The 26,034-nt window shown below is 46.4% G+C and carries 22 protein-coding genes and 1 riboswitch; of the genes, 6 read left to right on the forward strand and 16 right to left on the reverse strand.

Translation table 11 applies throughout. The features are described 5' to 3' along the window. Positions 1-55: 55 nt before the first annotated feature. From BP97_RS0105020 to BP97_RS0105040, 5 genes are all read right to left on the reverse strand, one after another. The gene (locus BP97_RS0105020; RefSeq protein ID WP_051620372.1) at positions 56-2,416 is read right to left on the reverse strand and encodes a helix-turn-helix domain-containing protein; all 2,361 of its coding nucleotides are present in this window, start codon (positions 2,414-2,416) and stop codon (positions 56-58) included. 73 nt (positions 2,417-2,489) lie between these two features. Next, positions 2,490-3,356 carry a carbohydrate ABC transporter permease gene (locus BP97_RS0105025; protein ID WP_028548111.1) on the reverse strand — a complete coding sequence of 289 codons (867 nt, stop codon included), beginning with the start codon at positions 3,354-3,356 and terminating at the stop codon, positions 2,490-2,492. A 94-nt stretch (positions 3,357-3,450) separates the two neighbouring features. Further along, positions 3,451-4,428, reverse strand: coding sequence for an ABC transporter permease (locus tag BP97_RS0105030; protein ID WP_028548112.1), 978 nt, complete (start codon positions 4,426-4,428; stop codon positions 3,451-3,453). Positions 4,429-4,829: 401 nt separating this feature from the next. After that, positions 4,830-6,362 (reverse strand): sulfatase family protein, encoded by a 1,533-nt coding sequence (locus BP97_RS0105035; protein ID WP_028548113.1) that lies wholly within the window; start codon positions 6,360-6,362, stop codon positions 4,830-4,832. Between the two features lie 23 nt (positions 6,363-6,385). Continuing rightward, positions 6,386-9,679, reverse strand: a complete 3,294-nt coding sequence (locus BP97_RS0105040) for a glycosyl hydrolase (protein WP_028548114.1) — start codon at positions 9,677-9,679, stop codon at positions 6,386-6,388. Positions 9,680-9,999: 320 nt separating this feature from the next. Between BP97_RS0105040 and BP97_RS0105045 the strand changes: the two genes are divergently transcribed. Together BP97_RS0105045 and BP97_RS35360 are read left to right on the forward strand one after the other, a co-directional pair. After that, positions 10,000-11,049 (forward strand): YheC/YheD family endospore coat-associated protein, encoded by a 1,050-nt coding sequence (locus BP97_RS0105045; RefSeq protein WP_028548115.1) that lies wholly within the window; start codon positions 10,000-10,002, stop codon positions 11,047-11,049. A 388-nt stretch (positions 11,050-11,437) separates the two neighbouring features. After that, positions 11,438-12,442 carry a C40 family peptidase gene (locus tag BP97_RS35360; RefSeq protein ID WP_064745660.1) on the forward strand — a complete coding sequence of 335 codons (1,005 nt, stop codon included), beginning with the start codon at positions 11,438-11,440 and terminating at the stop codon, positions 12,440-12,442. 87 nt (positions 12,443-12,529) lie between these two features. Here BP97_RS35360 and BP97_RS0105055 read toward each other — a convergent pair whose 3' ends face one another. Continuing rightward, entirely contained in the window at positions 12,530-13,219 is a 690-nt protein-coding gene (locus BP97_RS0105055) for a M14 family metallopeptidase (RefSeq protein WP_028548116.1), read from the reverse strand. Between the two features lie 198 nt (positions 13,220-13,417). After that, entirely contained in the window at positions 13,418-14,203 is a 786-nt protein-coding gene (locus BP97_RS0105060; RefSeq protein ID WP_028548117.1) for a YheC/YheD family protein, read from the reverse strand. 260 nt (positions 14,204-14,463) lie between these two features. Between BP97_RS0105060 and BP97_RS35365 the strand changes: the two genes are divergently transcribed. Next, positions 14,464-15,549 (forward strand): CapA family protein, encoded by a 1,086-nt coding sequence (locus BP97_RS35365; protein WP_064745661.1) that lies wholly within the window; start codon positions 14,464-14,466, stop codon positions 15,547-15,549. A gap of 123 nt (positions 15,550-15,672) precedes the next feature. On the opposite strand, the gene BP97_RS35370 is transcribed toward BP97_RS35365, so the two are convergent. Then, positions 15,673-16,221, reverse strand: a complete 549-nt coding sequence (locus BP97_RS35370) for a C40 family peptidase (RefSeq protein WP_051620373.1) — start codon at positions 16,219-16,221, stop codon at positions 15,673-15,675. Between the two features lie 5 nt (positions 16,222-16,226). Beyond that, a riboswitch (cyclic di-AMP (ydaO/yuaA leader) is annotated at positions 16,227-16,360 on the reverse strand. Between the two features lie 282 nt (positions 16,361-16,642). Next, the gene (locus tag BP97_RS0105075; protein ID WP_028548118.1) at positions 16,643-17,320 is read right to left on the reverse strand and encodes an HAD family hydrolase; all 678 of its coding nucleotides are present in this window, start codon (positions 17,318-17,320) and stop codon (positions 16,643-16,645) included. Between the two features lie 428 nt (positions 17,321-17,748). Here BP97_RS0105075 and BP97_RS40590 point away from each other — a divergent pair, with 428 nt between their 5' ends. Then, positions 17,749-17,916: a hypothetical protein gene (locus BP97_RS40590; RefSeq protein ID WP_197035412.1), complete on the forward strand. Its 168-nt coding sequence runs from the start codon at positions 17,749-17,751 to the stop codon at positions 17,914-17,916. A gap of 132 nt (positions 17,917-18,048) precedes the next feature. Here BP97_RS40590 and BP97_RS0105085 read toward each other — a convergent pair whose 3' ends face one another. Genes BP97_RS0105085 through BP97_RS39545 form a run of 3 tightly spaced genes read right to left on the reverse strand, consistent with a single transcriptional unit; the run spans position 18,049 to position 19,149 of the window. Then, positions 18,049-18,618 carry a manganese catalase family protein gene (locus BP97_RS0105085; RefSeq protein WP_028548119.1) on the reverse strand — a complete coding sequence of 190 codons (570 nt, stop codon included), beginning with the start codon at positions 18,616-18,618 and terminating at the stop codon, positions 18,049-18,051. 39 nt (positions 18,619-18,657) lie between these two features. Beyond that, positions 18,658-18,924: a spore coat protein CotJB gene (locus tag BP97_RS0105090; protein WP_028548120.1), complete on the reverse strand. Its 267-nt coding sequence runs from the start codon at positions 18,922-18,924 to the stop codon at positions 18,658-18,660. A 21-nt stretch (positions 18,925-18,945) separates the two neighbouring features. Then, positions 18,946-19,149 carry a spore coat associated protein CotJA gene (locus BP97_RS39545; protein ID WP_081823945.1) on the reverse strand — a complete coding sequence of 68 codons (204 nt, stop codon included), beginning with the start codon at positions 19,147-19,149 and terminating at the stop codon, positions 18,946-18,948. Between the two features lie 131 nt (positions 19,150-19,280). Between BP97_RS39545 and BP97_RS0105095 the strand changes: the two genes are divergently transcribed. Beyond that, positions 19,281-19,973, forward strand: a complete 693-nt coding sequence (locus BP97_RS0105095; protein ID WP_028548121.1) for a C40 family peptidase — start codon at positions 19,281-19,283, stop codon at positions 19,971-19,973. A 112-nt stretch (positions 19,974-20,085) separates the two neighbouring features. Here the strand turns inward: BP97_RS0105095 and ytvI are convergent, their stop codons facing one another. From ytvI to BP97_RS0105115, 4 genes are all read right to left on the reverse strand, one after another. Further along, on the reverse strand, positions 20,086-21,132 hold the full coding sequence (gene ytvI, locus BP97_RS0105100; protein WP_028548122.1) for a sporulation integral membrane protein YtvI: 1,047 nt from the start codon (positions 21,130-21,132) through the stop codon (positions 20,086-20,088). A gap of 30 nt (positions 21,133-21,162) precedes the next feature. Next, positions 21,163-22,500 (reverse strand): hemolysin family protein, encoded by a 1,338-nt coding sequence (locus BP97_RS0105105; protein ID WP_028548123.1) that lies wholly within the window; start codon positions 22,498-22,500, stop codon positions 21,163-21,165. A 71-nt stretch (positions 22,501-22,571) separates the two neighbouring features. Then, positions 22,572-23,699, reverse strand: a complete 1,128-nt coding sequence (gene yfkAB, locus BP97_RS0105110; protein ID WP_036745488.1) for a radical SAM/CxCxxxxC motif protein YfkAB — start codon at positions 23,697-23,699, stop codon at positions 22,572-22,574. Positions 23,700-23,887: 188 nt separating this feature from the next. Beyond that, the gene (locus tag BP97_RS0105115; RefSeq protein WP_028548125.1) at positions 23,888-24,982 is read right to left on the reverse strand and encodes an HD-GYP domain-containing protein; all 1,095 of its coding nucleotides are present in this window, start codon (positions 24,980-24,982) and stop codon (positions 23,888-23,890) included. 235 nt (positions 24,983-25,217) lie between these two features. Here BP97_RS0105115 and BP97_RS0105120 point away from each other — a divergent pair, with 235 nt between their 5' ends. Continuing rightward, the gene (locus tag BP97_RS0105120; protein WP_028548126.1) at positions 25,218-26,033 is read left to right on the forward strand and encodes an undecaprenyl-diphosphate phosphatase; all 816 of its coding nucleotides are present in this window, start codon (positions 25,218-25,220) and stop codon (positions 26,031-26,033) included. Position 26,034: the final 1 nt, after the last annotated feature.

A 26,034-nucleotide genomic window follows, 5' to 3' on the forward strand; every position in this document is an offset into this window, starting at 1 on the left:
GCCCGTTTTGGACTATATTGCAGCCTTGCACTTCGATGCACAAGGCCGCAATCCCTTATTCCTTGCGGTTTAACTCGCGAAACTGACTCGGCGTAATCCCCTCGTACTTTTTGAACAGCCGGTTAAAATAACTATGCTGATAGCCAACAGCATCGGCCACTTCGCTGATTTTCATATCCGTTTCCATCAGCATGGTCTTGGCGTTACTGATCCGGATGTTTGTCAAGAAATCGATGAAGTTAACCCCTGTAATTTGCTTGAACGCCCGGCTTAGCGTATAAGGACTTGTACCGAATAAATCCGCACATGACTCTAGTGATAGAGGTGTCATATACTGCTCACGTAAATAGACGATGACCTGCTCAATGATCTGCTTGAAGTGGTAATCCTGACGACTGATCATTTCCTGTACAAAGACAGATATCACTTTGCGCTGGAACCAGTTGAGCATTTGCTCAGGCTCTTTGATCTGTCCAAGCTGCTCAAACAAATTTACGCTGCCGAACAGCTGAACCGGATTCATCCCTGACTGCAATGAAGAATAGCGGATACTGCCTAAAAGCTGGAGCATCCCTTGCTGAAGCATAAATTCCGTTGATCCGTTAGCGGACAATTCTTCCATGAATTGACTGATCAATTCGACCGCTTCCGTTTCCTGACCGTTTCGGATCGCACTAATAATTTCTTTATCCAATGTGAACGGATAGCTGCTTTCCTTCAGCACATTTAATTTGGATAGCTGCTCCGCCCTAATAATCTGGTTTTCATCCAACAGATCTCGATATACCAACGCTTGCCTCACTTCCTCGAACAAATGTGGAATTTGCTTCACGTTGTGAATCCCTTTGCTGACCGATATCGTAACCTGCATCTTCAAAATACGGTTGATTGCCCTAATGACCTCTTGGCAAACCTCCTCCAAATCATTCTCCAGCCATGAAAGCGGATGGGATGAAGGGAAGGATAGCAGCACACCAATCGAAAAGTTATGGAAATTAATGATTTCTGCTTGTTCATATTGTTCCTTGATGACCTCATCTATGATGTTGGATGCAGCAAAAGTGACAAGGCTTTCATCTCCCGGAGAAAATCTCCCCTCCAAGTTGGCAAAGCCGGTTAATTGAAACATAAGTGCAATAAACTGACGATTCTCTGTCTCCCAGCCATATCTCTTCATCCGTTCCTTCATATCGTTCTCATGCAAAGAGATAAGATAGCCCTGCGCCAGCTGCAGAAAAAAACCTTCCCGAAGGATCGGCACCTGCTCCTCCAGCTTGTTTCGCATCGATTCGGTTTCCTTGGACAAATGCTGCCAGTGCTTCTCGATCAAGGCAAACTCGTCCTTCACCTCTTCGTTCCTTTCTCCGGCAAGAAGGGACAGTAGACGCTGCACCGGATGATAAATCCGCCGGGAAACAAACCACGACAGCAGCAAAGCAAAGATCAGACCAGTGATGCTGATGACCAGTATCCATTTGGAGATGGAAACAACGGGAGCCGTAATGGATGACAATGGCGCGGCGGATATATACACCCACGTTTGGCCTAACCGGTTAAAATGTCCGTACGATACGGAATACGATACCTTATTAAAATCAAATAAAAACGATTCCGGCTTCGCATCGTTTACGGTTGTATCCTTCAGCTCCGCTTGGTGCGTCACGTATGCCTGCTTGAGCGCCTGATCGAGTTCCGATCCCGCAGCCCCGCTGCTTGATAAATTCCACTCATTCTTATCATTGAACAGCATCGTCACGCCCTCATTATAAGGGGTGAGTGTCTTTAGCACCTTCAGCAAATTGTCCTGATTGAGCGTAGCGATAATGGCACCGAAGGGCTCGCTGCTGCCTCCCGGAATTTTACTCACTATTGAAAGCCCCTGATTGCTTGCTCCTTGCGGTTTCGGAATGGTCCAAAACATCGACTTGTCATGCTTGAGCAGCGTCTCGTAGCTTTCGATGTCTGACGAATTGTTCAGGAAGGTGTAACGTTCCGTTGAAAATACGAGCGCACGCGGTTTCTCCAGAAACAGCTCCACCTTTTGCAAAAAGGGATGCGCACTCTCAAGCGAAAGAATTGTCCGGTACATGTCCTGTACCGTATCGTAATTATAAGCAAAATCAAGCGTCTTAAGCTTCTCGTCAAATTTGGAGTCGAACGCCCAATGGGATACGGTCATCTCCAAGAAAGCAAGCTGGTCGTCAATATTCGCCGCCCGGTTTTTGATCTGATTCTGGTGAAGCCGCTGCAGCTCCTCCTCCACATTGTTCGTGGCGATCCAGTAGATGCTGAGACCAATTATAAGTCCCGGGACGCTCGCCATAATTAGAATCATGGCAAGGCTTTTACGGAAAAACCGCTTGTTATATTTATATTTCTGAATGTTGCCAATGAAAGCTCTGTAGATTCCAGCCAAGATGCTCACCTTCCAAAAACTGATTTTCCTCACGATTCGACATCTTTGGCTGAAATCCTCTTCTAAAGGAAGCTTATCCCTTAACAGAGCCTACCATGGCACCTTTGGCAAAATGCTTTTGCAAGAAAGGATAAACCAGCAATATCGGAACCGTTGCTACAATAACCGCAGCCATTTTTAAAGTTTCAGACGGAGGCGGAACGGCGGATACATCCATCCGTAGGTCCGCGTTATTCGCGTTTAATAATATGTTCTGCAGCATGACTTGAAGCGGCCATTTACTTGCATCATTAATATAAATAAGTGCGTTAAAAAACTGATTCCAGTAAGCGACAGCGTAAAACAGTCCGAAGGCGGCCAACGAAGGAAGCGACAACGGCAAAATAATGCGGAAAAACGTCGACATATCGTTACAGCCGTCTATCGAAGCAGATTCCTCCAGCTCTGCAGGAATGCTATCAAAAAAGCCTTTCATCAAAATGACGTTCCATCCGCTTGCGAGGGCCGGTAAAATTAGCGACCATAAGCTGTCAATCAGCTTCATCTCACGAACAAGCATGTAGTTTGGAATCATTCCGGGATTAAACAAAATCGTGATCAGAATCGCAAGCAGAGCCACTTGTCTACCGCGGAGTCTTTTCCTGGATAAGGCGTAAGCCAACGAGGCGGTGACCACCAAGCTAAGCGCCGTACCGACGAGCGTTACATAGACACTCACTCCGATCGATTTAGGGAAAGCACCCGTTGCCATTAGAAATTTATATGATTCGAGCGACCAGGTTTTTGGAAAAAGCACGAAGCTTTCTTTCAAGTATTCTGTCGGATCAGTAAATGAAACAACAAACACGTAGTACAACGGGAAAAAGGTGACGATGGCGACCAGACCCAGCAATGCAATATTGAATATGTTAAATAGCCGGTTTCCCAGTCCTAGTTTCATATGATTCCCTCCTAAGGGCTTTTCTAAAATAAAGCCTTACATCTAAGCTGTACATTGCTGCAGCAATCCTGTATTGTCTTGGGGATTGGCGATCTTAATAAACGCCTTCTTCACCCATCTTTTTAGAAATCCAGTTTGCTATTACGACAAGCACCAAGCCTACAATCGATTTAAACAAGCCGGCAGCGGTACTATAGCTGAACTCTCCTTGTTGGATACCGACCCGGTACACATAAGTATCGAATACTTCAGCCACTTGGGAAACAGCGCCATTATACATCAGGAATACTTGCTCAAATCCGACGTCCAGCATATGTCCCAATCGTAAAATGAGCAATGTGATGATCACGTTACGAATAGCAGGAAGCGTAATGCTCCACATTTGGCGAAGTCGGCCGGCACCGTCGATCTTGGCAGCTTCATATACTCCCGGATCTATACTTGCCATCGCAGCCAAGAATAGAATCGTTCCCCAACCACATTCCTTCCAGATCGATTGCACAGTTAGCATCATCCAGAATGAGTCTGGATTCGTTAAAAAGTCGATTTTGGCAAGTCCGAAGCCTTCCAGCATTTTGTTAAACAAGCCTTCGCCCTTCGCAAACAACAGGAACGTCAAGCCTGATATAATAACCCAGGACAAAAAGTGCGGCATATACACGATGGATTGAACGACCCGCTGATACACGACGCTGCGCAACTCATTAAGGAGCAGTGAAAGCAAGATCGGCAGCGGAAAAAAGAGCACGAGGCTCAGCATATTGATCGCCATCGTATTACGGAATAACAACATAAAGTCCGGATTGGAGAAAAAACGCTCGAAGTGTTCGAGCCCCACCCATTCACTGCCGGTAATGCCGGCGAACGGTGAATAATTTTGAAATGAGATAACTACGCCCCACATCGGAACAAATTTGAAAATGAGAAAAAACAATACTCCTGGTAAAGCCAGCAGATATAAATATTTATCACGCCTTAGATCCCTTAAAATTCCTCCCTTACGCTGTGCTCGGGATTTCGTAGAATTGCCGGAAGCCATAGGTTCTGATTGTACTAATGCCATCCTCTCCATTCCCCTTCCTAATTTTTCTTTCGTTGGTTTCTTGATTCTTCACTGCTGAACGCTATAGACACAAAAGTGCTTAAGGACTTAAACACTGGCTGATTAACAACTTAAATTAAAATCATACCGTTGACAATCAGACATTATTGTTGGGGATATAGGCAAATTTGTCGCAGCCCGGAGATGGATTGAGACTATCTTGCTGATTGAGACAATATTGTGGAAGGAGGAAAAATGGCGGCGCACCGCGGGAAAAGAGCTGAACTCCGTCCCCCATGCTTACTCTCTTTCACCTTCGATGTCCCGGCAGGTCCATAAGTATAAAAGCCTCTTACCATAAAAATAAGGGCCCAAGCACATTCGTCTTGGACCCTTCATAACTCCCTATAAATATCACAGCAGCATCTTGCTTATTCCAAAGCCGCAAGCCCATGCCTATCGTAAAAGAACGGGCCTCGAGACCAAACGCAGGCCAAGTGCATCAAAAGCTCTCCGGTCATGCGCTCCCGTATCGCCGAGTACTTCTCATCGGCATATAAATTATGCCATTCATTAGGATCCGCCTCCAGATCGTACAGCTCACCTTGAAACTGATCGATCCTGCCTATCGCTTCTCCAAGCGTTCCAGGCATATACACGATAAGCTTCCAGTCCTTTTTTCTCCACATCAAAGCAGGAGCCGAATGATGCGGCTCTGCGCCTTTGCCGTGAAATTCGCAGAACGTCCCGAGACGCTCAATATCTCCTAGCAAATCCAGTCCCGGCAGCTGTGGATTTCGCGGTAGACCTGCCACTTTCGATAATGTCGGCACAAGATCAACCAGCTCAGCCTGCCGTTCGTCAACTGTACCCTGTGTTGCTGCAGGCAAATAGCTCCCGGCCAAGATCATCGGCACCCTAACACTGCTATCATACAGACAATACTTGCTGAACCGGTGCTGCCGCTCCCCAAGCATCTCACCGTGATCGGAAACGAAGACAATGAGTGCGTTGTCGAGTCTCCCTTGCTGTTCCAGCTTTTCCAGTGCCAGACCTAAGTAATGGTCGAGCCAGGAGCAATTCGCCCAGTAGCGAAGTGTTGTTCGCTTCCGCTCCTCTGGTGTCATTGCTTCCCAGACATGCCGCTTCTCCCAATAATTGTGCTGGCTGCTCTCGTTCACAGCATCTGTTGCCTCCAGATGTGTCCCCTGCTCGAGCTCCCAAGGTGGTTGAACCATATCTGGAATGTTATTTATATCATATAAATCCTCAAATTCCTTCGGAACATTGAAGCCGGCATGGGGCTTTAAGAAGGAAAGGTACAAAAACAACGGGCGTGATTCATCCAGCCCTTCATCTATGAAATTCAGGCATTGCTCTGCCACCCAGCCGTCACGGTGCAAATGCATGGGCACTTTACTCGTGCAGCCGATATACCCTTTAGAATTTTCCTCTCCTCCGCCGTAGTCCTTGGTTTCTTCGTAGTAAGCTGCCAGCCCTTCCGGCTCTACATCTCCCATCATTACGGCTCCATCCTCATAATGCCCGCTATCGTGAGCCAGACCGACTGATCGCACTTCGAAGCCGCGTGTTGACGGCGACGGATTTTTCAATCCATGATTCCAATGCGTCTTGCCGAAGCCTGCTGTCTGATAGCCGGCTTTCCTCATCAATTCAGGAAGCGGATCGCTCGGCAGACGGTCCTCATCGTACAAGCCGCCATGATTTGTTCGTACACCCAGCTGTGAAGGGTAATATCCAAACATCATTGAGCTGCGGCTTGGCACGCACATCGGTGCCTGACATACCGCTTGACTGTAAGTGATGCCTTGGGCCGATAGCTTATCGATGTTAGGTGTATGAATATATGGGTTGTATTTACCGATGCAGTCCCAGCGCTGCTGATCCGTCATGAAAAATATAATGTTTGGTTTGGTCAGTGCCCTTTCCGATTTGCTTTGCATGAACGTTTCACTTTCCTTCCCATCTATGATATTACTTTAGGCATTTGCACCGTACTAACAGGCTTCAACTCATGTCTCGCATAATCAAAATATTTGCCTTCGAGTAGGCCAATCAAAGTATTGGTTACCCGAACTTCGACATGGTTCGTGCCTACAACAAGCTCCGAGGTTTGACCACGGAAGCGATAAGGCATCCAAGCGCGGGCGCCCAGCGACTGGCCATTCACCCATACTTCAGCCACCTCATGGAACTGAGGGTCCAAGCCTTCGAATGTAAGCTCGAAGCTATCCGAAGCTGGCAGATCATCGAGCTGAAGCTCACGGCTGAACGACATCGTTCCGGCAAAGTACGGATAGCCCGCATAAGGACCTGCCGTAAGCGGTTGTTTCTGAGCGACCGGACGCTTCAACACGGGACGCTGCTCAGCGTCAAAGCCGGTTTGGAAGGCGCCCGTAATGTACAGCGCGTCGATTAGGCCATTCCAATCCTGCTCAATTGCCACATCTACGGCAATTTCATTAGTACCTTGCTGAATATAGGGTGTAATATCACAGCCAACATTCATATAGTCGTACAAGAAGAACCGCTCGAATTCCTGCTTCTGCAAACGATGACCGTTAATGACAATCGAACCTTCACCAGATAACGCGCCTTGGTCCATCACCAAATGCACCCTATCGAGCATCTCATCCACGACAATGGTTGTCGTATAGCGAGCTTGCAGCGGATAAGCCAAGCGAATCTGCATCGGCGTACCGAACAGTTGGCTCATTTGCACCGGCAGCTTCGTCGAGGCAGCCAAATCGGCGCATTGATCAATGAACGTCTTGACCTGTACCAGATCCCCTGCACCATCAGCCTCTGACTGTGAGCCATTGACTCCTTGGAGTGAAAGCTTGAACGCGTCCAAACGTATCGCGTTATCCCCTTCTGTCTGCATCGACCACAAAGCCGCTTCCGAAGCGTCAACAACCCAATTCCATGCCTTGCTCTCAGCAGCAACTGCCGCGCTTTGGCTGCGTGTCAAGCGGAACAGTCTGGACTCATAAGAGCCCAGGTAAAGCGGCAGGGTCCAACGGTCGTTGGCCTGTAAGGCCTCTACGGCAGTTTCGTCGCCGCGATCTAGTGACAGCTCCGTGAATTGCACGGCTAGCGCATCCGAAGCACCCCACAATGCAGCCGAAACCTGTAAAGACAAGTCACGCACTGATTCCTCCTGGTTGCTGACAAACACAAGGAAGCTATCCTCGTCAATACGGCGCGTCTGCATCAGTATGCTGTTGCCTCCATAGTCCGGCTCCAGCTTCACTGTCAACGGTTGCAGCTCCTCAAGCAACGTGGACATGCTGCTGAGCACGGAAGAAGCCTCAGCCGATGCGGAGAATGGCAAATGATAGGCACTTGCTTCACCTTTGAACCATTGCAGCGCAGCCTCGCTGCCCTCGCTCCAGAAAAGCTCGGCCGGCGCTTGCGGCAAGCCGAATATATCCGCTGCCGTGGATGCATTCCAGCCGGAGGATTGAATCGATTGATAGGGCAGCTGCCCCATGCTAATGACGACACCTCCCTGCGCGAGGAAAGCTTCCAGCTTCCCCCAAGCGCCGCTCTCCAGATTCGTCATCGGAGGCACAATAATGATGGAATAGCTCGCGTTGCTTAGAGTAGCAAGGCCGTTTTCCACAGTTGCTTCCCCAAGCAGCTCGGCATCGAGGTGATCGTAGTCTCTTCCGCTGTACGTCAGCTCGTTACAAATGCGCGTCCACCACGCTTTCAAATCGCCGAGCTTACGCTTCTCGTCGGGTTGCTTGCCACCATAATCAAAATGGTGGAACGGATTGCCCATATGTGCCCACAGCGAAGTTGTAGGCTGGAGCACCGCTACTTTGATATCCGCTTGTCCACAGCTCATCACATAGCTAATCCGCCCAACGTAATCTCCCAGCTGTTTGAAATGGGCCCAATACGGATTTTGCAAAAACTGTGACGGAGGCGCGTCATGCTTCATCAACGCATCGAGCGTATAGAAAAAGGCATGGAAGTTAAAGAAGTTCGTTCCTTGTGCCGCCATCCGGTCTATCATCCACTTCGCATCCTGCAAAGTCATCGACCAGCCGACACTATGGAAGCATTCAATTAAATTGCGCTCCCGGCCAAATTGACGCGCTATCGAGCTAACCATCTTAGCGCTGCTGCGGAAGCTTTCCGCTTGGTTGTTCAATATCCAATCCAGCGAGCGCCCAAGCTTCTCATGCGCAGTATCCCCGCCGGGCACATGGCTGTACCTCTGCGTCGTATGACGCACGGACGGCACCTCCGTCACATATTCCAGCCCGTGCTGCTCGCACCAGTCATGCACTTGCTTATGATAAGCACCGAGTAGCAGCTCATGAATTGCCTGATAATAGTCGTAACGAATGCGAGCCGCCTGATCGGCTTCCTCATACAGCAGTGCATGCAGGTGATCCCTCAGGTCATAACCGTTTCGTTCCAAGAAAAATTGCGGCAGCTTCGGAGACCAAGGAATACTGCCCAGAAGCCCGATCTCGTCGGTAAATATCCCTTTGATCGTACCCCCGAAATATTCCCCCAAATGCTGAGCGTACTTGTCATGTGTCAGCCGGATAAACGTTGCCATAGCTTCATGATTGCACGGGTCGACGAACGTCCCATAATATTTGAAGTCCTCTATTTCCTTCTCCTGAACGATCAGCACTTCCCAATCGCCTGCCGGAGCGGTCCATTCGATCTTTTGCACAGTGCGATAAGTAAAGAACCGCTTCTGGTTGTAAGCTGTTAAGCCCGCTTTTTGGAAAATCGGCTCCGCCTGGAAGTTCCCGATGGCTGAACGGACATCCACAGCTTCGTTCCACAGCTTGTCTCCCTCCGGCGTTACAGGAATCGCCTTCGCATATACAATGCGTGCCCATGGCAGCTCCATAGACAAATGTCCTCCGCCCTGTACCCGCTCAGCCTGATGCTCCAGGGTGTAATGTTTCGCCTCCGGATGCTCAAGCGTAACTTCACCGCCTGCAATACCGCTAGGATACGGATACTCATCGTAGAGCCATACATTCAGGTTACGGCGTTCGGCAGCTTCCACCGCAACACGTACTTTTTTAAACCAAGCATCGGATAAATAAGGTACCTGCAGTCCCTGTCTTGCGCATATGAAAAATCCACCTAGGCCTTTGTCCTTCATCTCATCGATCTGATAACGTATTTGCTCGTCGTCCATCTCTCCATTCCAAAACCAAAACGGATGAATGCGGTAAGCAGCTTCAGGCTGCGCAAAAGACTGCATATTGAATTGCGCCATTTAAGCTCATCTCCTCGTCATATGAATAAATCCTTCTATACTATTAAGAACTATATAAGAAGCAGCTTTTGCCCTACAATCGTATTATTTTGCGAAGGCTGATTTTGTCTTCGACTATCTTGTCTGTTTTGCACATCCTTGCAAAATTGCCGGAGAAAGCAGTGGAAAGACTAGAACCTCTAACCAGACGTAATCCCGTAGAAGGTTGGTATGAATATTTAGAAAAAAAACTCCAGTTTGGGCGAATATCTAAAGCGAGACGAACGCCCTGCTCATATCCTATTATGCGGTTCTATAATTTCAGAAAGACGGGGACTTTTATGAACAATATTCTCGGCATCATGACGCACCGGATCCATCATCCAAATAGCTTCCGGCGGCATGCCAGGGCCGCTTTGGCTGAAAATTTTAGTGGAGTAATTGTGTATACGCCGCAGGGTGTGAATCTAAAGACCGGGCAGATCCACGGCCATGTATTTCGAGATGGGACTTGGTCTCGACAGCGCGCCTCCTATCCCAAGATCAATCTGGATATCGGCTTCTACCCTGAATCATCGCTTAGAAAAGCAAGCCTTGTGAAAAAAAGCAAGCAGCTTCGCTTTACTGCATATGGATTAGGCAACAAATGCAAGATTCAGAGTCATCTTGTTCGTTCCTCGTTTCTTCAGCCTTATCTTCTGCCGACCGAGCAAGTAAAAACGGCTCAGGAATTCATCCAATTTTTAAAAGCTCATCGAAGCATTATGTTGAAGCCGATCAATGGCTGGGGCGGAAAAGGAATCATAAGAGTCACTCTGGACAAAAGCCACTTTATCGTTCAGCAAAACGGAATGCCCGCGTTGACCTTACCTCTCAGCTCTCAAGGGCCCTATATTAGAAAAGTATTAAGGAACGGACGACATCTCATGCAAAAATGGATCGACATTCGGAACCGCAGCGGACGCGTCTTCGACATTCGTGCGCTGGTACAAAAAAACGGCGAAGGCAATTGGCAAACAACGGGAACTGCCGTCCGTGAAGGTAAGCAAGGCAAAATAACGTCGAATATCAAAAGCGGTGGCAGCGCGCATCAAGTGAGCGATTACCTGAAAAAGGAATTCGATAACGAGAGAGGAGAGGCGCTTACGAATTCCGTCGCCGAGATAGCGCAATATATCCCTCCTTTTATGGAAAAGTCCTATCATACCCGCTTATCGGAATTAGGGATCGATCTTGCCATAGATACGAACGGCCGTCTTTGGCTTCTTGAGGTTAATATCAAGCCAGGGAGAATGGTCATGCTGCAGGTATACGGTAAAAAGGCGTGGGAACGAAGCTTCAGGGTTCCTTTTCAAAACGCTCGCCGCATATTGGATAAAAATTCAAAATAATGATAATTACTTCTATTAGAGATAGTGCCATTACCCTTACAAAACCTTCCAAGGAGAACATCTTCTATTCGGTGTTATTTCCTGCTTAAGAGGGTCGTGGAGGGTCATTTTTTTTGTTAATTTGTGACAGCGCTTACCTTCCATTATTTCTCGTAGTCGGATACGTTTAGTAACGCTCAAGGTGCGCTAGAATAGGAAAACAAGCCCTATATTGAGAAAGAAAGCACACGTTTCCAGCTCCATTACCGGTCATAAATATTCCAAATAAAAGAAGTTATAGAGAGCTTGGCTATATCTACCAGTGAAAACCGCCATTGAACCTTGTTATTATGGTTAAGTAACCCATATCAGGTGAGGTTATGTAACTCAGATAAGGAGATGGTAATAATTGAAGAAAAGAATTATTTGTTTAACGCTAGCAATGTCCTTGGGAATTACAGGAATAGCTTCCGCTAATGCAAGTTACACCACTTCCGAAGCCATTGCCAAATACAAAAAGTATATTAACGCTGATAGCTATGTAAAAGATGAATTGTACAATGTTGCGGATTTCCGTAGTAAGTATGCCAATGTATCAGGATCGCTTGCATACAAAATAGTTGATAGAGCTATCTGGTACATGGAGAACGGTTACTTTGTTTACGGTCACGGGAATGATGCATATGGTAAATATGGATATGAAGATTGCTCCGGCTTCACCCGCCTCGTATTCGGTGACTTCGGCTTCAATATCACGGGTACATCAGCAAATTACGACTCCGTTGGAACCAAAGTCGCAGGCGTCGGCAAGAAAAAAGTCAACGGAAAATGGCAGCTCACTGGAGTTGAAAACCTGAAGATCGGCGATATTCTGACCTGGCAGCAGGATGATCATATTTCCCACGTAGCCATTTACATGGGTACTAATCGCGACGGCGAACCGGTAGTGCTTGGAACCAGAGATGACGGTAATCCGACCGGACTTGGCACCATTGATAGCTGGTCCTACTGGTGGGGCGAGAAATTCCATTCTGCAAGACGCGTAGTGCCTGCTGCTGGTTTCACTGGAATGGCTGGCAAGACGGTTAGTGCTCCTGTCATCCCAAGCTCATACGTGCTTCCGCCACAGAAAGCTATTCCTGCTTGGAACGGACAGACGACTCCACCGAGTACTCCAAAGCCGCCTGCTGAAACACCTAACACCCAAAAGAAACAATACGTTGTGACTAATAACGGATGGGTATCTTTTAAAGCATCAGCAAGCTCAAGCTCCGCTACAGTAGGACGTCTCGAATTGGGGCAAAAAGCGGAATTGATCAAAGAAGCCAATCAATATTGGTATCAAGTGAAATGGAATGGCAAGACAGTCTACATAACGACAAACAGCAAGTATACAAAAGTTGTCAAAGAATAACGACCTCTATAGGTCATCGCATTCATAAAATTTCATAAGCCATTTCGAAAGCGCCGCTTGCTATTAAGCGGCGCTTTATACTTTACCTCAGGACTTATTTGACGTTAGCCTTGCTGCTTTCAGCAGGGTACGCAATATGTTCATTTGATAACTGACACGGTCTTTGATGGGTAATCCGATCCCCGTTTCGACAGTAATGGCCTTTGCCTTTAATAAGTGATATGCCGCCGAACGGCCTGACCCGTCTAATTCTCGTACGAGTATGGAAAAGTGTCTCCCTCTCCGTCGGATGGACCCATTCATTCGCTTGATAACTTGCTTCGCTGGAGGGATAGCTTGACTGCCGGGATTGGTAATCAGCGTTTGTCCAAGAGCCCTCGGATTTAAACTCGATAAACCGTTCGCTTCATGCAGATCAATGTACCATGCAGCCTTCTGCCGCTTGGCTAATTGAAATACCGCTCTTGAAAGCGGGTGACGAGCGGCCTTGGATTGTTTGGTCGGAAATGTTCTATTTAAATCGGGTTTTCCCCTTTTACGCCGCTTGAATGCAACCTGATTCACTATAGGAACGATAATCAGCTTACCGCTATGAATATGGACAATATCTCTCTGAATGTATCCCAACAACTTTTTAGCAGCAAGAATACCTGCTCTTTCCGACCCGTGAACTCCCGCCGTAACCATGATAGTGTTTCCTTTTGTATCTCCATTGACAATATAATACGGCGTCTCGTACTTAGTGTTCTTCGCCAATAGGTGCTTCGTAATTCGCAACCTGCTCACCTCCCGGATAATCTAAAATACGTTGCGGCTGAGGCTATTGCTATGGACATATGAATCATAAACTACATATTCAATGAAAAAAGCATAAGAATAGCTCCCCAGGTCGGTTCTCGACGAAGAGAGCTTTTCTTGTTTTGTGAACAAATCATACAAATGTCAAATGCCGCTTCATTTGTCCGTCGCTGTCGCTCAGCGTGTCGTTCTAGCCGTAAGCGCTGAGGCTCTGAGCACGCGGACGGAATAAGCGATTTTGTCATAAAGCTTCGGATCGGCATGGTGTCTGAATAATTGGTACTGGGGCTTGGTATTGGCTTCGATCAGCCAAATCTTTTCTTCCGTATCGATAGCGATGTCCAGACCTAGCTCTGTTATGTTCGGGTAGTGGATCTTCATCGCTTTGGCAATTTTGCCGGACAAAGTCTTGATCCGTCCGTCCCATTTGGAAGAGTCCTCTTTAGGGATGCCAAACGTACATGATAGAGCTTGATGCAGCCTAATGGCTTTTCCTCCCCGGCTGTGGTTTGTCACGAATCGATTTTTTGCCGCGACCTTACCCATGATGCCAAAAAATCTCCATTTCTTGTTTGGTCTGATGTGAAGAAGGACTCGAAAATCAACCGGTTTTCCTTTAATCCGAATCAAATCGATCCCCTGCTGTACAATATACCTCTTGTTCCCAATAAGCTGCTTCAGCCTTTTGGAGGCTAAATTAGAATCACGATGTCGGTATGTCTTAGTGGCCGTTTGGATAATACAGGCGCTGTCTTCTTCCCGCGAAACCTTTACAATCCCTTGTCCCCTCATACCGAGATCCGGTTTGAGAAAAAGGACCGCATGCCGTTCAATCATGTCTAAGAACGAGTCCGGCGAAAATAGCTCCGTTTCCGGTAACAATGAGCGGAGTTCCTCTTCACTCCAAAGCGCCTCATGCTTCAACCATTTTCTCCCGGGATACTTATGCAAATTTCCTTTCACTGTAGGATCTCCTCCGTGTGATTTGCAGCGGTTTGTACGCCCTTAAATAAACTGCGAACTGACGTTACTTATACTATTCCGCTGTCAATGAAAGAGTACCTAGCCTATTAACCATCCTTAAGCCTTCTAGGCTGAAGCGCTACTGAAATTTGGGCGCATGTTGGTAAGACGAGACAAGAACACAGGTCATATGATATTATGCGGTTCCACACTTCGGAGGGCCCAGCAGACGATTATTTTAACAGAAACGGAGATGGGTCATGAGTACGGATATTACGATCGCCGCGGTCGGTGATTTTTTAATGAAATACAGAATTATCGGCACTGCCAGGGTAACTGGGGAGAAGCGTTATTCCTTTGATGAGATATTCGAGCCAGTTGCTTCCTATTTGCGTGACGCCGACCTGACTATTGGCAATCTGGAAACTACGTTTTCCGGTACCGAGATCGGTTACACGGTATCCAGAAGGAGCGCAAAAACCGGCTGGCCGCTGTTTAACTGCCCCGATTCTTTCGCAGGTACACTCAAAAGGCTCGGCTTTGATGTACTGACAACAGCAAACAACCATTGTATGGATTGTGGAATTAATGGACTTAAGCGTACCTTGAGGATATTGGATTCCAAAGGCTTGGCGCATACGGGGACATATCGGACGCATAACGAGTCGCAGCAATTATTGATTAAAAATGTCAAAGGAATCAAAATCGGCGTCTTGTCCTATACTAAAACGACAAATAGGATTCCTGTGCCTTCAGATCAAGCTTGGGCAGTCAACCTGATTCGCCCTGGTAAAATCATTGCCGACCTTAAAAGATTGAAGGCGAAAGGCGTAGATCTTGCTATCGTATGTATGCACTTCGGGAGGGAATACAGTAAATATCCAAACGAGGAGCAAAAAAAATACTACAGATTACTGTTCAAGCATGGAGCGGACATTATTCTGGGCGCCCACTCTCACGTCATCCAGCCGGCGCTTTTCTATGAATCCAGAGATATTCACGGCGTTAAGAGGAAGAGGTACGCGACCTATTCCTTAGGCAATTTTATTTCTACCCGCTTATATAGAAACGATCATACGTTAACCGGCCTTATTAACAAGATTCATATTCGAAAAAATGATGACGGTACGGTTCAAATCCTGAATGCGGAATTCATCCCAACGTGGGTCCGCAGCATCAAGGTTGGAGGCCGCTCTGCCTTCCGCATCCTCCCCTTAGTGAAAACGATCGAAAAATACGGAACCCGCCCAGGAACCGAATCGGAACGAATGTCGAACATGTATCAGCATCTCAGGCGGCATATTCCTAAGTATCACCACAACGCCTCGGATTTTAAAATTCTTTAAAAGCTGACTGACTGCCATAATATAAAAATACCTTCCAAGCCGGACCGTCAACAACGGTTCTCCAAAGCTTGGAAGGTATTAATTATCATCATTTCTTCATAATAGATTAAGGTAAGTGTCGTATTATTTAATTACTCTTCTAGCAACGATAAATCTGCTCTTATAATAGCTGGAGTTAATGTCGCTAATTTTCACATCATTCTTGCTGTTGAGGTTGTGGATCATTTTTCCATTGCCGATATAAATCCCGACATGACCAACATCCTTCAAGCTCTTCGAGCTGCCCAGGTTACCGAAGAAAATCAAGTCGCCCTTTTGCAAATTCTTATAGGAAGTGATCTTCGTGCCAACTTTGGCTTGATGATCATCGTCTCTATCCACTAGAGTTACTCCAACATTTGCAAGTTTGTAAACTAAAGCTGTGAATCCAGAGCAGTCCGTTTTGTACGGAGCATGGGATTCTTGACGCTGAGTCCAAGGTACATATTGGACTTTGTTTTGCAAGGACAATGCGGTTTTAACAACCTTGTCCCTTTTGGCAGCTACAGATAAAGTGGATGCTTTTGTAGCTGAGACCTCATTTGTTACAGGAGCCGCCGAAACTCCAGTCACACCGATTACAGGACTAAGAGCCAGAGCACCTGTCAAAACAACCTTCATCAATCTATTCAATCTAAACCTCTCCTTTTCGCGGCCTACGAGGTTAGCTGACGGATTCGGGTCAAAGGTCAATCACCCTGCCGCTTGCGCGGCTTCACCCCAAGGATTTGGGTCCCCCGTGCTTTCTATTAAGCTTTGGCCTTTATTATGATTTGGCTCAACACCGGGCAGCAGTGAAATCTGCGTTGGTGTTTTTGAGCCACTTCAGTGTAGCATGGGCACATAGGGATTTCATGGTGCAAAATATTCCATCGGCATACCTGCTTATCCAAAAAAAGTTGATGTATGTAAAATATTTCAACTTGTATAGGGCCTAAAAACGCGTCAGAAAAGCTTTTTTAAGTAAAAAAATAGGGAGGCTGATAACTCAGCCTCCCCAACTATTACCAGCAAAAAAAGTAGAACAAAGTGCAACTTTTTTAAATTTTGCTGCTTATTTAGATTGCATCAATTCCAGTAATTCACAGAAGCTACTGATACGAACATCCGCATCTTCCAGCTCTCCTTCTTTACGAAAGCCCGCATAATCGCATCCAATGACCGTTAATCCGTTCTCGCGTCCTGCTTCCACATCCGAAGAACGATCTCCAACCATCCAAGCAGACTTAATTCCGTAAGTTTCCATCAGCATGCGTACCAGATCTACTTTGGAGCGTGTCTGAAATTCTCCAGCGCTGTATAATCCTTCAAATAATGGTCCCAGCTCTTTATGTTGGACAACACCCTTTACATAAGGCTCCAGCCCGTTGCTCGCTACAAACAAACGAACACCATGATCCCGTAATGCCGTTAAAGTTTCAGCTACACCTTCATATAGGTGTCCCTCGCCACGCAGCAAGCCTTGAATTTGATAATCCAGCAGCAGATCGTCAGCTCTGCGGTGTACTTGAACATCAACATCCGGCATAACCCTCTGCCAAATATGCTCGAGCAGCATGCCTAAGCTGCCTAATATTTCGCTCTCCGGCGGGGTAGCTCCAGTATAGGCTCCTTCAGCCCGAAGCTGATCGAATGTAGCGTGATAAGCTGGCAGCAGCAGTGTTTCCGTTTGGAACAAGGTACCGTCCAAATCAAAAATCATCGCTTCCGGCTTTGATAAAGTCGGTTTCATGGTTAACTCCTCCGAATTGCTTTTTTCTTTTATACAACCATGATTTATGATCAATGTCAAACAAAACGTTGGTGTATCAAGGTTGTGCGCACGAACATTTCTGGTGAGAGTAGTTTTCCTCGTAAATTTAATGCCTTGATCTCAAAAGTGTTGGAAATGGAACGAATCTCTAGCGGGGGATTAATAAATCTGATATCCCATCGGGAGTATCGGAAACTCATAGCCGCTCTGTCAATGATGACAATAAGCAATAATTATTGATCTAGACGTAATTAGATTGCAGTAGCCTAAATCATTCTCTTTTAGATATGGATGGAACCCCAGATGTACCATACATATGTAATGAAGCGCCTAATCATTTTCAACAAAATCCCATCAGATTGCGGGTGGTGCAAATGGTGAAATTTTGTTCAAAGTGTAATGAAAAGATGAGTGAAGGAGACATTGTCTGCAAGTATTGCGGTACATTCTTGAGCTCGAATGAGCAGCCTGCGTCCCCTCCTGACCAAAAAACCGGCTCCAAAGCCGGTACTATCACCTGGATCATCATCATCCTTCTCATCGTCGCCGCTATCGTATTTTATTTTTCAAAATAAATATTTGAATTGGAGCGGCTATAGGCTGCTCCTTCTTTTTTTTTGTTAAACCTAAATTAAAAAAAGCATCCCGGGCTCACTAAAGGCTTTGTCGGGATGCTTCGTTATTTATTCATACCAATCGCTCCTACATTAAAACACTTTCTTCGCACACCGCTCGGCTTTTAGTATTTCTACGGCTTCACGGAACCTTAGGGAGTGGACAATCTCTCTTTCCCGTAAATATTTCAGCCCGTCCTGAAGATCCACATCATCCGTCATATCAATGAGCCATTGATACGTCGCCCTTGCCTTCTCCTCCGCTGCAATATCTTCATATAAATCGGCAATCGGATCTCCCTTAGCTTGAATGTAAGCAGCCGTCCAAGGGACCCCCGATGCATTCTCATAAAATAATGCCCTGTCATGACTTACATAATGCGGGTCCAAGCCCGCAGCTTTTATTTGTTCTATGCTGGCGTCTTTTGTCAGCTTATACACCATGGTTGCAATCATCTCGAGATGAGCAAATTCTTCAGTCGAAATATCCGTAAGCAACCCTATGATTTTATCAGGTATGGAATAACGCTGATTCATATAGCGCAGCGCCGCCGCAAGCTCACCGTCCGCCCCACCATATTGCTCCAACAGCAGCTTTGCCATATGAGGATCACACTTACTTACCCTGACCGGATACTGCAGCTTTTTCTCATATATCCACATTTCACTGCTCCTCTCCCTTCGGTTATCGGTCCGAGACGATCAAACCTGCCAAGGCCAAGGTGTATCGATCCATTGCCAAGGATAGCCTGAAAAGCTTTGCCCATAGCTCTTCAACGGACCGAACTCTCGCTCAAACTGATGAGCCATATGCATCCGCTGCTGGGCGCATTCATTGTATTGATTGAGGGCATTGCCGTCAAGAGGATGGGTATCAAGATAGAGTGTGAGCTCTACCAGAACGAAATCAATGGCCTGGAGCTCCTCCAGCATTACGTAGTAATGGTCTGGCATTCGTCTTTCTTCCATAGAAGAGTCCTCCCTTCCTTCCTAACATCTCGGTTCATAAGGACTGTATAGCGCGGGCCACAACGTTCCCATCCTTAAAGCCTCTCTGGGAGACCATTGAGGAAGATTAGGCGGCTGGAACGAAATATACAATTGAGGGGGGGTCGAATAAACCTTTTCTCGGATGGGTGGACAAGGGTCACAGGGGCCAACATACGGGCACCATACTTTCTCCTGCGTAAACATGGATGACTGCCTCCTTTAGTGAGAAAATCTACTACCAATATTTATACATTGCCGTCTTGTCCATTATGATTATAAAATGGGAACAAATTCATCAAACCCCGATTTTAGGGAGAGAGGGAGTTGACTCATCTTTGAAGAAAACGCTTGCAATAGGTTTGACAGCAGCACTTATCGGCATATCCTCCATAATACCGCTTACTGGCGGCGAACATGTCTACGCAGAAGCATCCGCTGTAGGAACAGCATCAACCGTTCTTTCTCAAGGTATGTCCGGCAGCAGTGTCGGCAGCCTGCAGAGCAATCTCAAGATATTAGGTTACTTTACATACCCAAATAATACGGCTTACTTCGGGTCGATTACGGCGCAAGCTGTTCGTGACTTCCAACAAGCCTATAGCCTGCCTGTAACCGGGTCGGTCGATACCGCAACCCAAACCTCCATATCCCATGCTCTTGTCAAAAAACAAATCGTAGCGGATGCCTCGAACTATATGCGTGTTCCTTATGTTTGGGGAGGTGCGACTCCCGACGGCTTCGACTGCTCCGGCTTTATTTCCTTTATGTTCAATAAATTCGGCGTCACATTCAATCGTACTTCTTCATCGGACATGGCTGTGATGGGGACAAGCGTTGCACGTGCGGGCTTGCAGCCAGGGGATTGGGTTTTCTTTGCTCTTAACGATCCCGGTGTCATATCCCATGTAGGGATTTATATCGGCAACGGCGAATTCATCTCTGCGACGCGCTCGATGGGCATCTATATTCAAAAGCTGGATAACAGCTATTGGGGGCCTAAATATATGGGGGCTCGACGGTTTTATTAAAGCTTTGGAAGACTGTTGAAAATAAAAAAAGGGAGCGTCCATTATTAGGACCTTCCCTTTTTTATGTGCCATTCCCATGAAGACTTAGCCGCGATAACCGTCTTAGCCGCAGTTAATCCAGTTTAATGTTGATTTTCAACAGCCCGACTCTCCGCAGCGCTTGGAATACAATGATAAGGACGGGACCGAAAATAAGTCCGATGACACCGATTAATTTGAAGCCTAAATACATGCTCATTAGAGCGGCCAGAGCGTTAATTCCTACGGCATCGCCAATAATTTTGGGCTCGATCAGCTTGCGGAAGATCATGATAAACACAAGCAGAACCAACAACCCTATGCCCAGATGCACATTTCCAGCCAGGAAGCTGTACAATGCCCAGGGTACCAATACTGCGCTCGTTCCAAGTATAGGAAGTATATCAACAATAACAATTAAAAGAGCAATCGCGAGGGGGTAATCCACCCGTAAGAACAACAGCCCAATCAGAGTAACTATGTAAGTAAGAAAACTGATAAGTACCTGTGCAAACAAAAATCCAAGAACCGCACGGCGCAAATCCTTAAGTACGGCAATCACCTTCGATTGCGATAGCTTATCAAACAAATTCAAAAAAGATCGGTATACTCCAGGCAAGCCTATCGATATCAAATACAATCCGATCACGAATACGACAAAGAAAATAAATAAATTCGGAATTGTTTTGGCGACATTCAAGAAATATGCCGAAACCGCCGTCACGATCCCCTTAATATTATCCGTAACGGTATTGATCCCTGATTCGATCCAGCCCTGGAGCTGCTCTGCCATTCCAGAAGGAAGCGAGTTGTAGAACAATCGCGTCTTCTCTGTTGTATCCTCGATAAACAGCTTTGCATCGTTTAAATAATCCGGGGCGAACTTCCAGAACTGAATCAGCTCTGACACCATTTTAAACCCTACCAAGTAAAAAAATCCAAGCATCACGCCCGTAAACAAGGTGCAAGCAATTGAAGCGGCAAACACCCTGTTCATTTTTCCGAGCTTCATCAGCCATTGCACGACAGGCTCCAAAAAAATGGCTATCAGCATGGCCAGCAAAAAAGGAAATCCAATCGTGAATAATCCATAGAGCAGTATGACTCCCATGGCGCAAAACAAAATCGTCCTCAGAGACATAAATGGGCAATTCCCCTTTACCCTTTATTCTTATTCTTGAGTACCTTTTAGTTGACTTGCTTGCTCCTTGCGGGTGATGCACACCCTCATAATTCGAAGTCTGCGTATCTCTGTGATTTCAAATTCAAAATTTCCGTACATGAGCTTTTTCCCTTTGGCTACCGCCCCTTCAAGCTGAGTGAACAACCAGCCGCCGATGGAATCCACCTCATCGTCTTCAATGCCTAACGAGAGTAAATCATCCAGGTCTTCCAGCAGCACACGGCCGTCTACTGAATACTGATCGCCCTTCTTCTCAATGCTTGGGCGCTCATTTTCATCGAACTCATCATGAATCTCCCCAACGATCTCTTCTAGAATATCCTCTGTTGTAAGCAACCCTGCAGTACCTCCATACTCATCCACGACAATGACGAGCTGAGAATGCTTTCTCTGCATGAGCTTCAATACGTGACTGACCTCCATCGATTCAGGAACCATCAGCACGGGGCGAACGAACGATTTAAGATCATGGTCTTCATCCGGATCTGCTGTTAACAGATCGGTAATGTGGACGAATCCGACGATGGTATCTTTATCGTGATTTGCCACAGGATAGCGCGTATGCTTCGTACGGTAGACTGTTTTTAAGTTCTCGGCAAAGGACAGGTTGGCAAATAAGCATTCCATATCAGTCCGCGGGAGCATAATCTCTCTGGCTACACGATCGGAGAACTCGAATATGTTGTCGAACAACACCATTTCGTCCTTGTCGATATGCCCGCTCTTGGCGCTCTGATTCATTAAAATTCTGATTTCTTCCTCTGTATGCACAGCATCATGCTCATTGGCAGGTTGTACACCGATCAGACGAAGCATTCGGTTAGCAGCTCCGTTCAGCAGCCAAATGGCGGGAAAAAACACTTTGTGAAACACGAGTAAAGGCCCTGACAGCCAAAGAGACGTTCCTTCCGATTTTTGAATGGCTAGCGATTTAGGCGCCAGCTCTCCTAACACAATGTGTAAGAAGGTGATCGTTGCAAATCCAATAAATACGGATAGCGCCGAGCTGTACCAGGCTTCATTCCAATGGAGCATAGCAAACAAGGGATCGACAATCAAATGGGAAATGGCCGGCTCACCAAGCCAACCTAGCCCCAAGGAAGCTAACGTGATTCCAAGCTGAGTAGCGGATAGGTAGGCATCCAACTTCTTCGTTACGGCGAGCGCGTATTTTGCTTTTCCCACACCTTCATTATGCAACTGCTGCAGCCGCGTTGTGCGCACCTTGACGAGGGCAAATTCGGCCGCGACGAAAAAACCGTTTAATAGAACCAACAGAAGTACCAAAATGATATTTAGCGCGATCAAACCCCAATCAAATCCCAAGGAACCTCAAACTCCTTTTTGTGTGATGATCAAACTGTTTATCCTGTGGTAATCCAGTTAAGGCTCTGATATTAAACAACCGCTTTGCGTTTCATAAAATCTATTTCCTTATAGTACGTATCAACAACCAAAAGGTTGGGTCCGCAGCATTGGGCTGCAGGACAATGGCAATTAACGGATCCGTTCAATGGATGGTCCGCCCATCTTTCGAATACTTGCTCTAAGGTATCGTTATGGATATTACCTAATGCAGGTACATCGGAGAAGTCGGTTACATATACGTCTCCTGTGAACAAATTCACGTTCAATCGGTTACGACCATCCGGATCATTACGTACCGTCACATTCGGCTCTTCCCGAAGTCTACGGATCATGCGCTGATCTTCTTCCTGCGTACTGCATGCATAGTAGGGAAGCGTCCCAAACAGCATCCACAGATTACGGTCACGGCTGTCCAGCAGCCTATGAATCGCATTGCGGAAATGATCCAGCGATAACACCGGCAAGTTCGATGCGAACGAGCTGGGGTACATCGGATGGACTTCATGGCGTTGGCATCCCATCTCTACGATTAGTTTATGAATCTCAGACAGCTTCTCATGCGTTCGATAATTGATCATCGATTCAGCCGATACGAACATTCCGCCGCGGCTCAGCTCCATCGTATTTTCAATCATCCGTTCATACAGCTTAGCCGCCGTATCCCGCTTAACCGTTCGGTCTGTACGGACAAAGCCCACTTGATGGAAGTCATCCGCATTTAAATAGTTGAAGGAAATATGCATGACATCGAGATATGGAGCAAGCATCTCGTAACGCGACAAGCTCAGTGTAAGGTTAGAATTGATTTGCGATCTTACGCCCCGTTCCCGCGCATATTTCAAGATCGGAACGATATAATCCCTAACGGTTGCTTCATGGTAGCTTGGCTCTCCGCCGGTAATGCTTATGGTCTCCAGATGCTCCACCTGATCCAGACGCTGCAGCACCTTAGCTACCGGAATTCGTGGGCCTTCCGTCATTGTTAACGTCTCTCCCACCGCGCAATGCTCACACCTCATATTGCACAAATTGGTTACCGTTAGTTCTACGCTTGTGAGCATATGTTTTCCATGCTTCTGCAAAGAACGAATCGGATCCCAAGGATCGTACGCGGGTGTTATTGCCGGTAGAACGGGGTTCAGTTTATCTATCATCATGTTGAGTTCACACCTGACTGTATAAAGTATTTTTACCACCTATTGTATCGTATGACGCACCAAAATGAAACTAATCGGAGCAATTCCCTCCTTTACAGACAATTGCCTGAAAGAAAGCGGCTGTGCAGCGAAGTAGTTCAAGCAAAAAAACCCGGATTCCCGGGTTCATCTCACTGTATGTATGATGGCTATGCCAGATCCTCATTAACCCCGGTAACCAAAATCGATAATTTTTCGGACAAATCCACATCAAATGGAGCATTGAGCTGCTGCCCCTCTTCGTCCGTCAATATCCGTACAATCGGCCGGTGGGGAACCATATGATTTAGACCGACAACCGTTCCCGTTTCCCCAGTGCTCAAAGTAACAGTGATCCCAATTGGATAAATCGCGATATGGTCCCGAAACAATTCGATTTTTTTCTTTTCATACAACGTGTCCGTTCCTGCATACAATATTTCCATGGCTTGATGCGGAAGCAGTGCTTTTCGGTATACTCGGTGAGTCGTCATTGCGTCATAGGAATCAACCAAGCCGATCCAACGGGCATAATCATGAATATCACTGCCCTCAATCCCCCGAGGATACCCGCTTCCATCTAAACGTTCATGATGCTGAAACGCACAGTGTGCCGTAATGAGAGGAATGTTAGGCTCATCTTTTAGCAGCTGATAGCCGTATTCTGCATGCTTTTTAACCTGAGTGAATTCGTTATCGGTAAGCTTGCCGTTTTTGCGGAGCAGTTCCAGTGGAATTTGGGTTTTGCCAATGTCATGCAGGAGAGCGCCAAGTCCAAGCGTTGTCAGATCCTCCCGGTTGTAGCCGTGAGCCATTCCAAGCAGCGTTGTATAAATGCACACATTCAATGAATGCTGAAACAAATAATCATCCATTACATTAATGTTCGTCAACATGATCATCGCGCCCTCATGGCTGCTCAGATCGTCTATAATCATTTTCATTACGTTGCCGAACGTTTTTCCAAGCTGCTTATTGTTTGCCGTTTTCCGTTTGACAGAGGTTTCCATCATACTGCGAAAAGAAGTTCGAATTTCTGAAGTCGCTTTAAATCTCGTCTCTTCACTAATCATGTCAGGAATGGTGATGTCATTCGTTCTGGGGTCATCTATATATACAAACTCAATACCATGCTCGCTCAACCGCTGGATCAGTTTTTGCGATAATTCGACACGTTCTCCGAGAAGGATAAGTCCCTCTTCATTGTAAATCCTTCTCCCGAGCTTCATGCCGGGGCGAACCATACTCAGCGGAAGCAAACGCATGATTAAACCACGTCTTCTTTCTTTAAAAGTAAAGATTTGATTCTCTATGCCTAGAGTAAAGGATTACTCGCAAAAGAGCAACATATTTCGACAATTTTTCATTCATTTTTCATTCTTTCTCTTCTGTTTATTAAGGAATTGTAAAGATTGTCCGCACTTCTTAAGCAGGTATTGTAGGACATACCTTTACAAGCTAAAATAGAGTAGGTTCGCACAAACTAAGTAGGAGGCAATTATGTTAAGTTATTGGGTTTCAATTATTATGGGAATTGTTGAAGGGCTTACTGAGTTTTTACCTGTGTCCTCTACAGGGCACCTGATTTTAACACAAGCCTTACTAGGTATACCTGAAGACGTTGCTATAATAAAAACGTTCGAGGTCGTTATTCAGCTCGGAGCCATTTTGGCTGTAGTTGTCATTTACTGGAACCGAATTTTACTTCTTTTTGGACTGAAAAAGGATCGAGCCCGTATCGGTAAAAAGAAATTGAATTTACTCCATATCCTGATCGGTATTTTACCTGCAGGTATTGTAGGCTTGCTGGTTAACGACTGGATCGATGCACATCTCTTCTCTCCAAAGACCGTTATTTTGAGCCTCGTCGTCGGCGGTGTGCTGTTTATCATAGCTGAAAAATCAACTAATCCTAAACCCGCGCAGGAACTGGATGACATCACATACAAACAAGCGCTTTACATCGGCTTGTATCAAATATTAGCCGTCGTTTGGCCGGGCTTCTCTCGGTCCGGTGCAACCATTGCCGGGGGGATGCTATCAGGTGTCAGCCGTGGAGCGTCTGCCGATTTCACTTTTATTCTCGCAATTCCGCTTATGTTCGCTGCTTCCGGATTGTCCTTGGTAAAGGCCTACAAATTGCTTACACCGGACCTTATCGGATTTTTCGCAGTAGGTTTCGTTGTATCATTCATCGTCGCCTTGCTTGCCGTCGTTACATTTATTAAGCTTGTTTCGAGAATTAAGCTCACTTATTTCGCTTACTACCGTTTTGTACTGGCAGCAGTGTTTGCCTTGTATCTCTACTTATCTTAAG

This window comes from Paenibacillus sp. UNC451MF (assembly GCF_000686845.1).
Classification (GTDB): Bacteria; Bacillota; Bacilli; order Paenibacillales; family NBRC-103111; genus Paenibacillus_S.

What these genes read in the sequence shown, in the direction of transcription:
- BP97_RS39545 (WP_081823945.1), bottom strand. Translation starts at nt 19,149, where the DNA reads ATGTTTACGCAGGAGAAAGTATGGTGCCCGTATGTTGGCCCCTGTGAC.
- BP97_RS0105040 (WP_028548114.1), bottom strand. Translation starts at nt 9,679, where the DNA reads ATGGCGCAATTCAATATGCAGTCTTTTGCGCAGCCTGAAGCTGCTTAC.
- BP97_RS0105035 (WP_028548113.1), bottom strand. Translation starts at nt 6,362, where the DNA reads ATGCAAAGCAAATCGGAAAGGGCACTGACCAAACCAAACATTATATTT.
- yfkAB (WP_036745488.1), bottom strand. Translation starts at nt 23,699, where the DNA reads ATGATGATAGATAAACTGAACCCCGTTCTACCGGCAATAACACCCGCG.
- BP97_RS0105025 (WP_028548111.1), bottom strand. Translation starts at nt 3,356, where the DNA reads ATGAAACTAGGACTGGGAAACCGGCTATTTAACATATTCAATATTGCA.
- BP97_RS0105030 (WP_028548112.1), bottom strand. Translation starts at nt 4,428, where the DNA reads ATGGAGAGGATGGCATTAGTACAATCAGAACCTATGGCTTCCGGCAAT.
- BP97_RS35365 (WP_064745661.1), top strand. Translation starts at nt 14,464, where the DNA reads ATGAGTACGGATATTACGATCGCCGCGGTCGGTGATTTTTTAATGAAA.
- BP97_RS0105120 (WP_028548126.1), top strand. Translation starts at nt 25,218, where the DNA reads ATGTTAAGTTATTGGGTTTCAATTATTATGGGAATTGTTGAAGGGCTT.
- BP97_RS0105115 (WP_028548125.1), bottom strand. Translation starts at nt 24,982, where the DNA reads ATGCGTTTGCTTCCGCTGAGTATGGTTCGCCCCGGCATGAAGCTCGGG.
- ytvI (WP_028548122.1), bottom strand. Translation starts at nt 21,132, where the DNA reads ATGTCTCTGAGGACGATTTTGTTTTGCGCCATGGGAGTCATACTGCTC.
- BP97_RS0105075 (WP_028548118.1), bottom strand. Translation starts at nt 17,320, where the DNA reads ATGAAACCGACTTTATCAAAGCCGGAAGCGATGATTTTTGATTTGGAC.
- BP97_RS0105085 (WP_028548119.1), bottom strand. Translation starts at nt 18,618, where the DNA reads ATGTGGATATATGAGAAAAAGCTGCAGTATCCGGTCAGGGTAAGTAAG.
- BP97_RS0105090 (WP_028548120.1), bottom strand. Translation starts at nt 18,924, where the DNA reads ATGGAAGAAAGACGAATGCCAGACCATTACTACGTAATGCTGGAGGAG.
- BP97_RS0105045 (WP_028548115.1), top strand. Translation starts at nt 10,000, where the DNA reads ATGAACAATATTCTCGGCATCATGACGCACCGGATCCATCATCCAAAT.
- BP97_RS40590 (WP_197035412.1), top strand. Translation starts at nt 17,749, where the DNA reads ATGAGTGAAGGAGACATTGTCTGCAAGTATTGCGGTACATTCTTGAGC.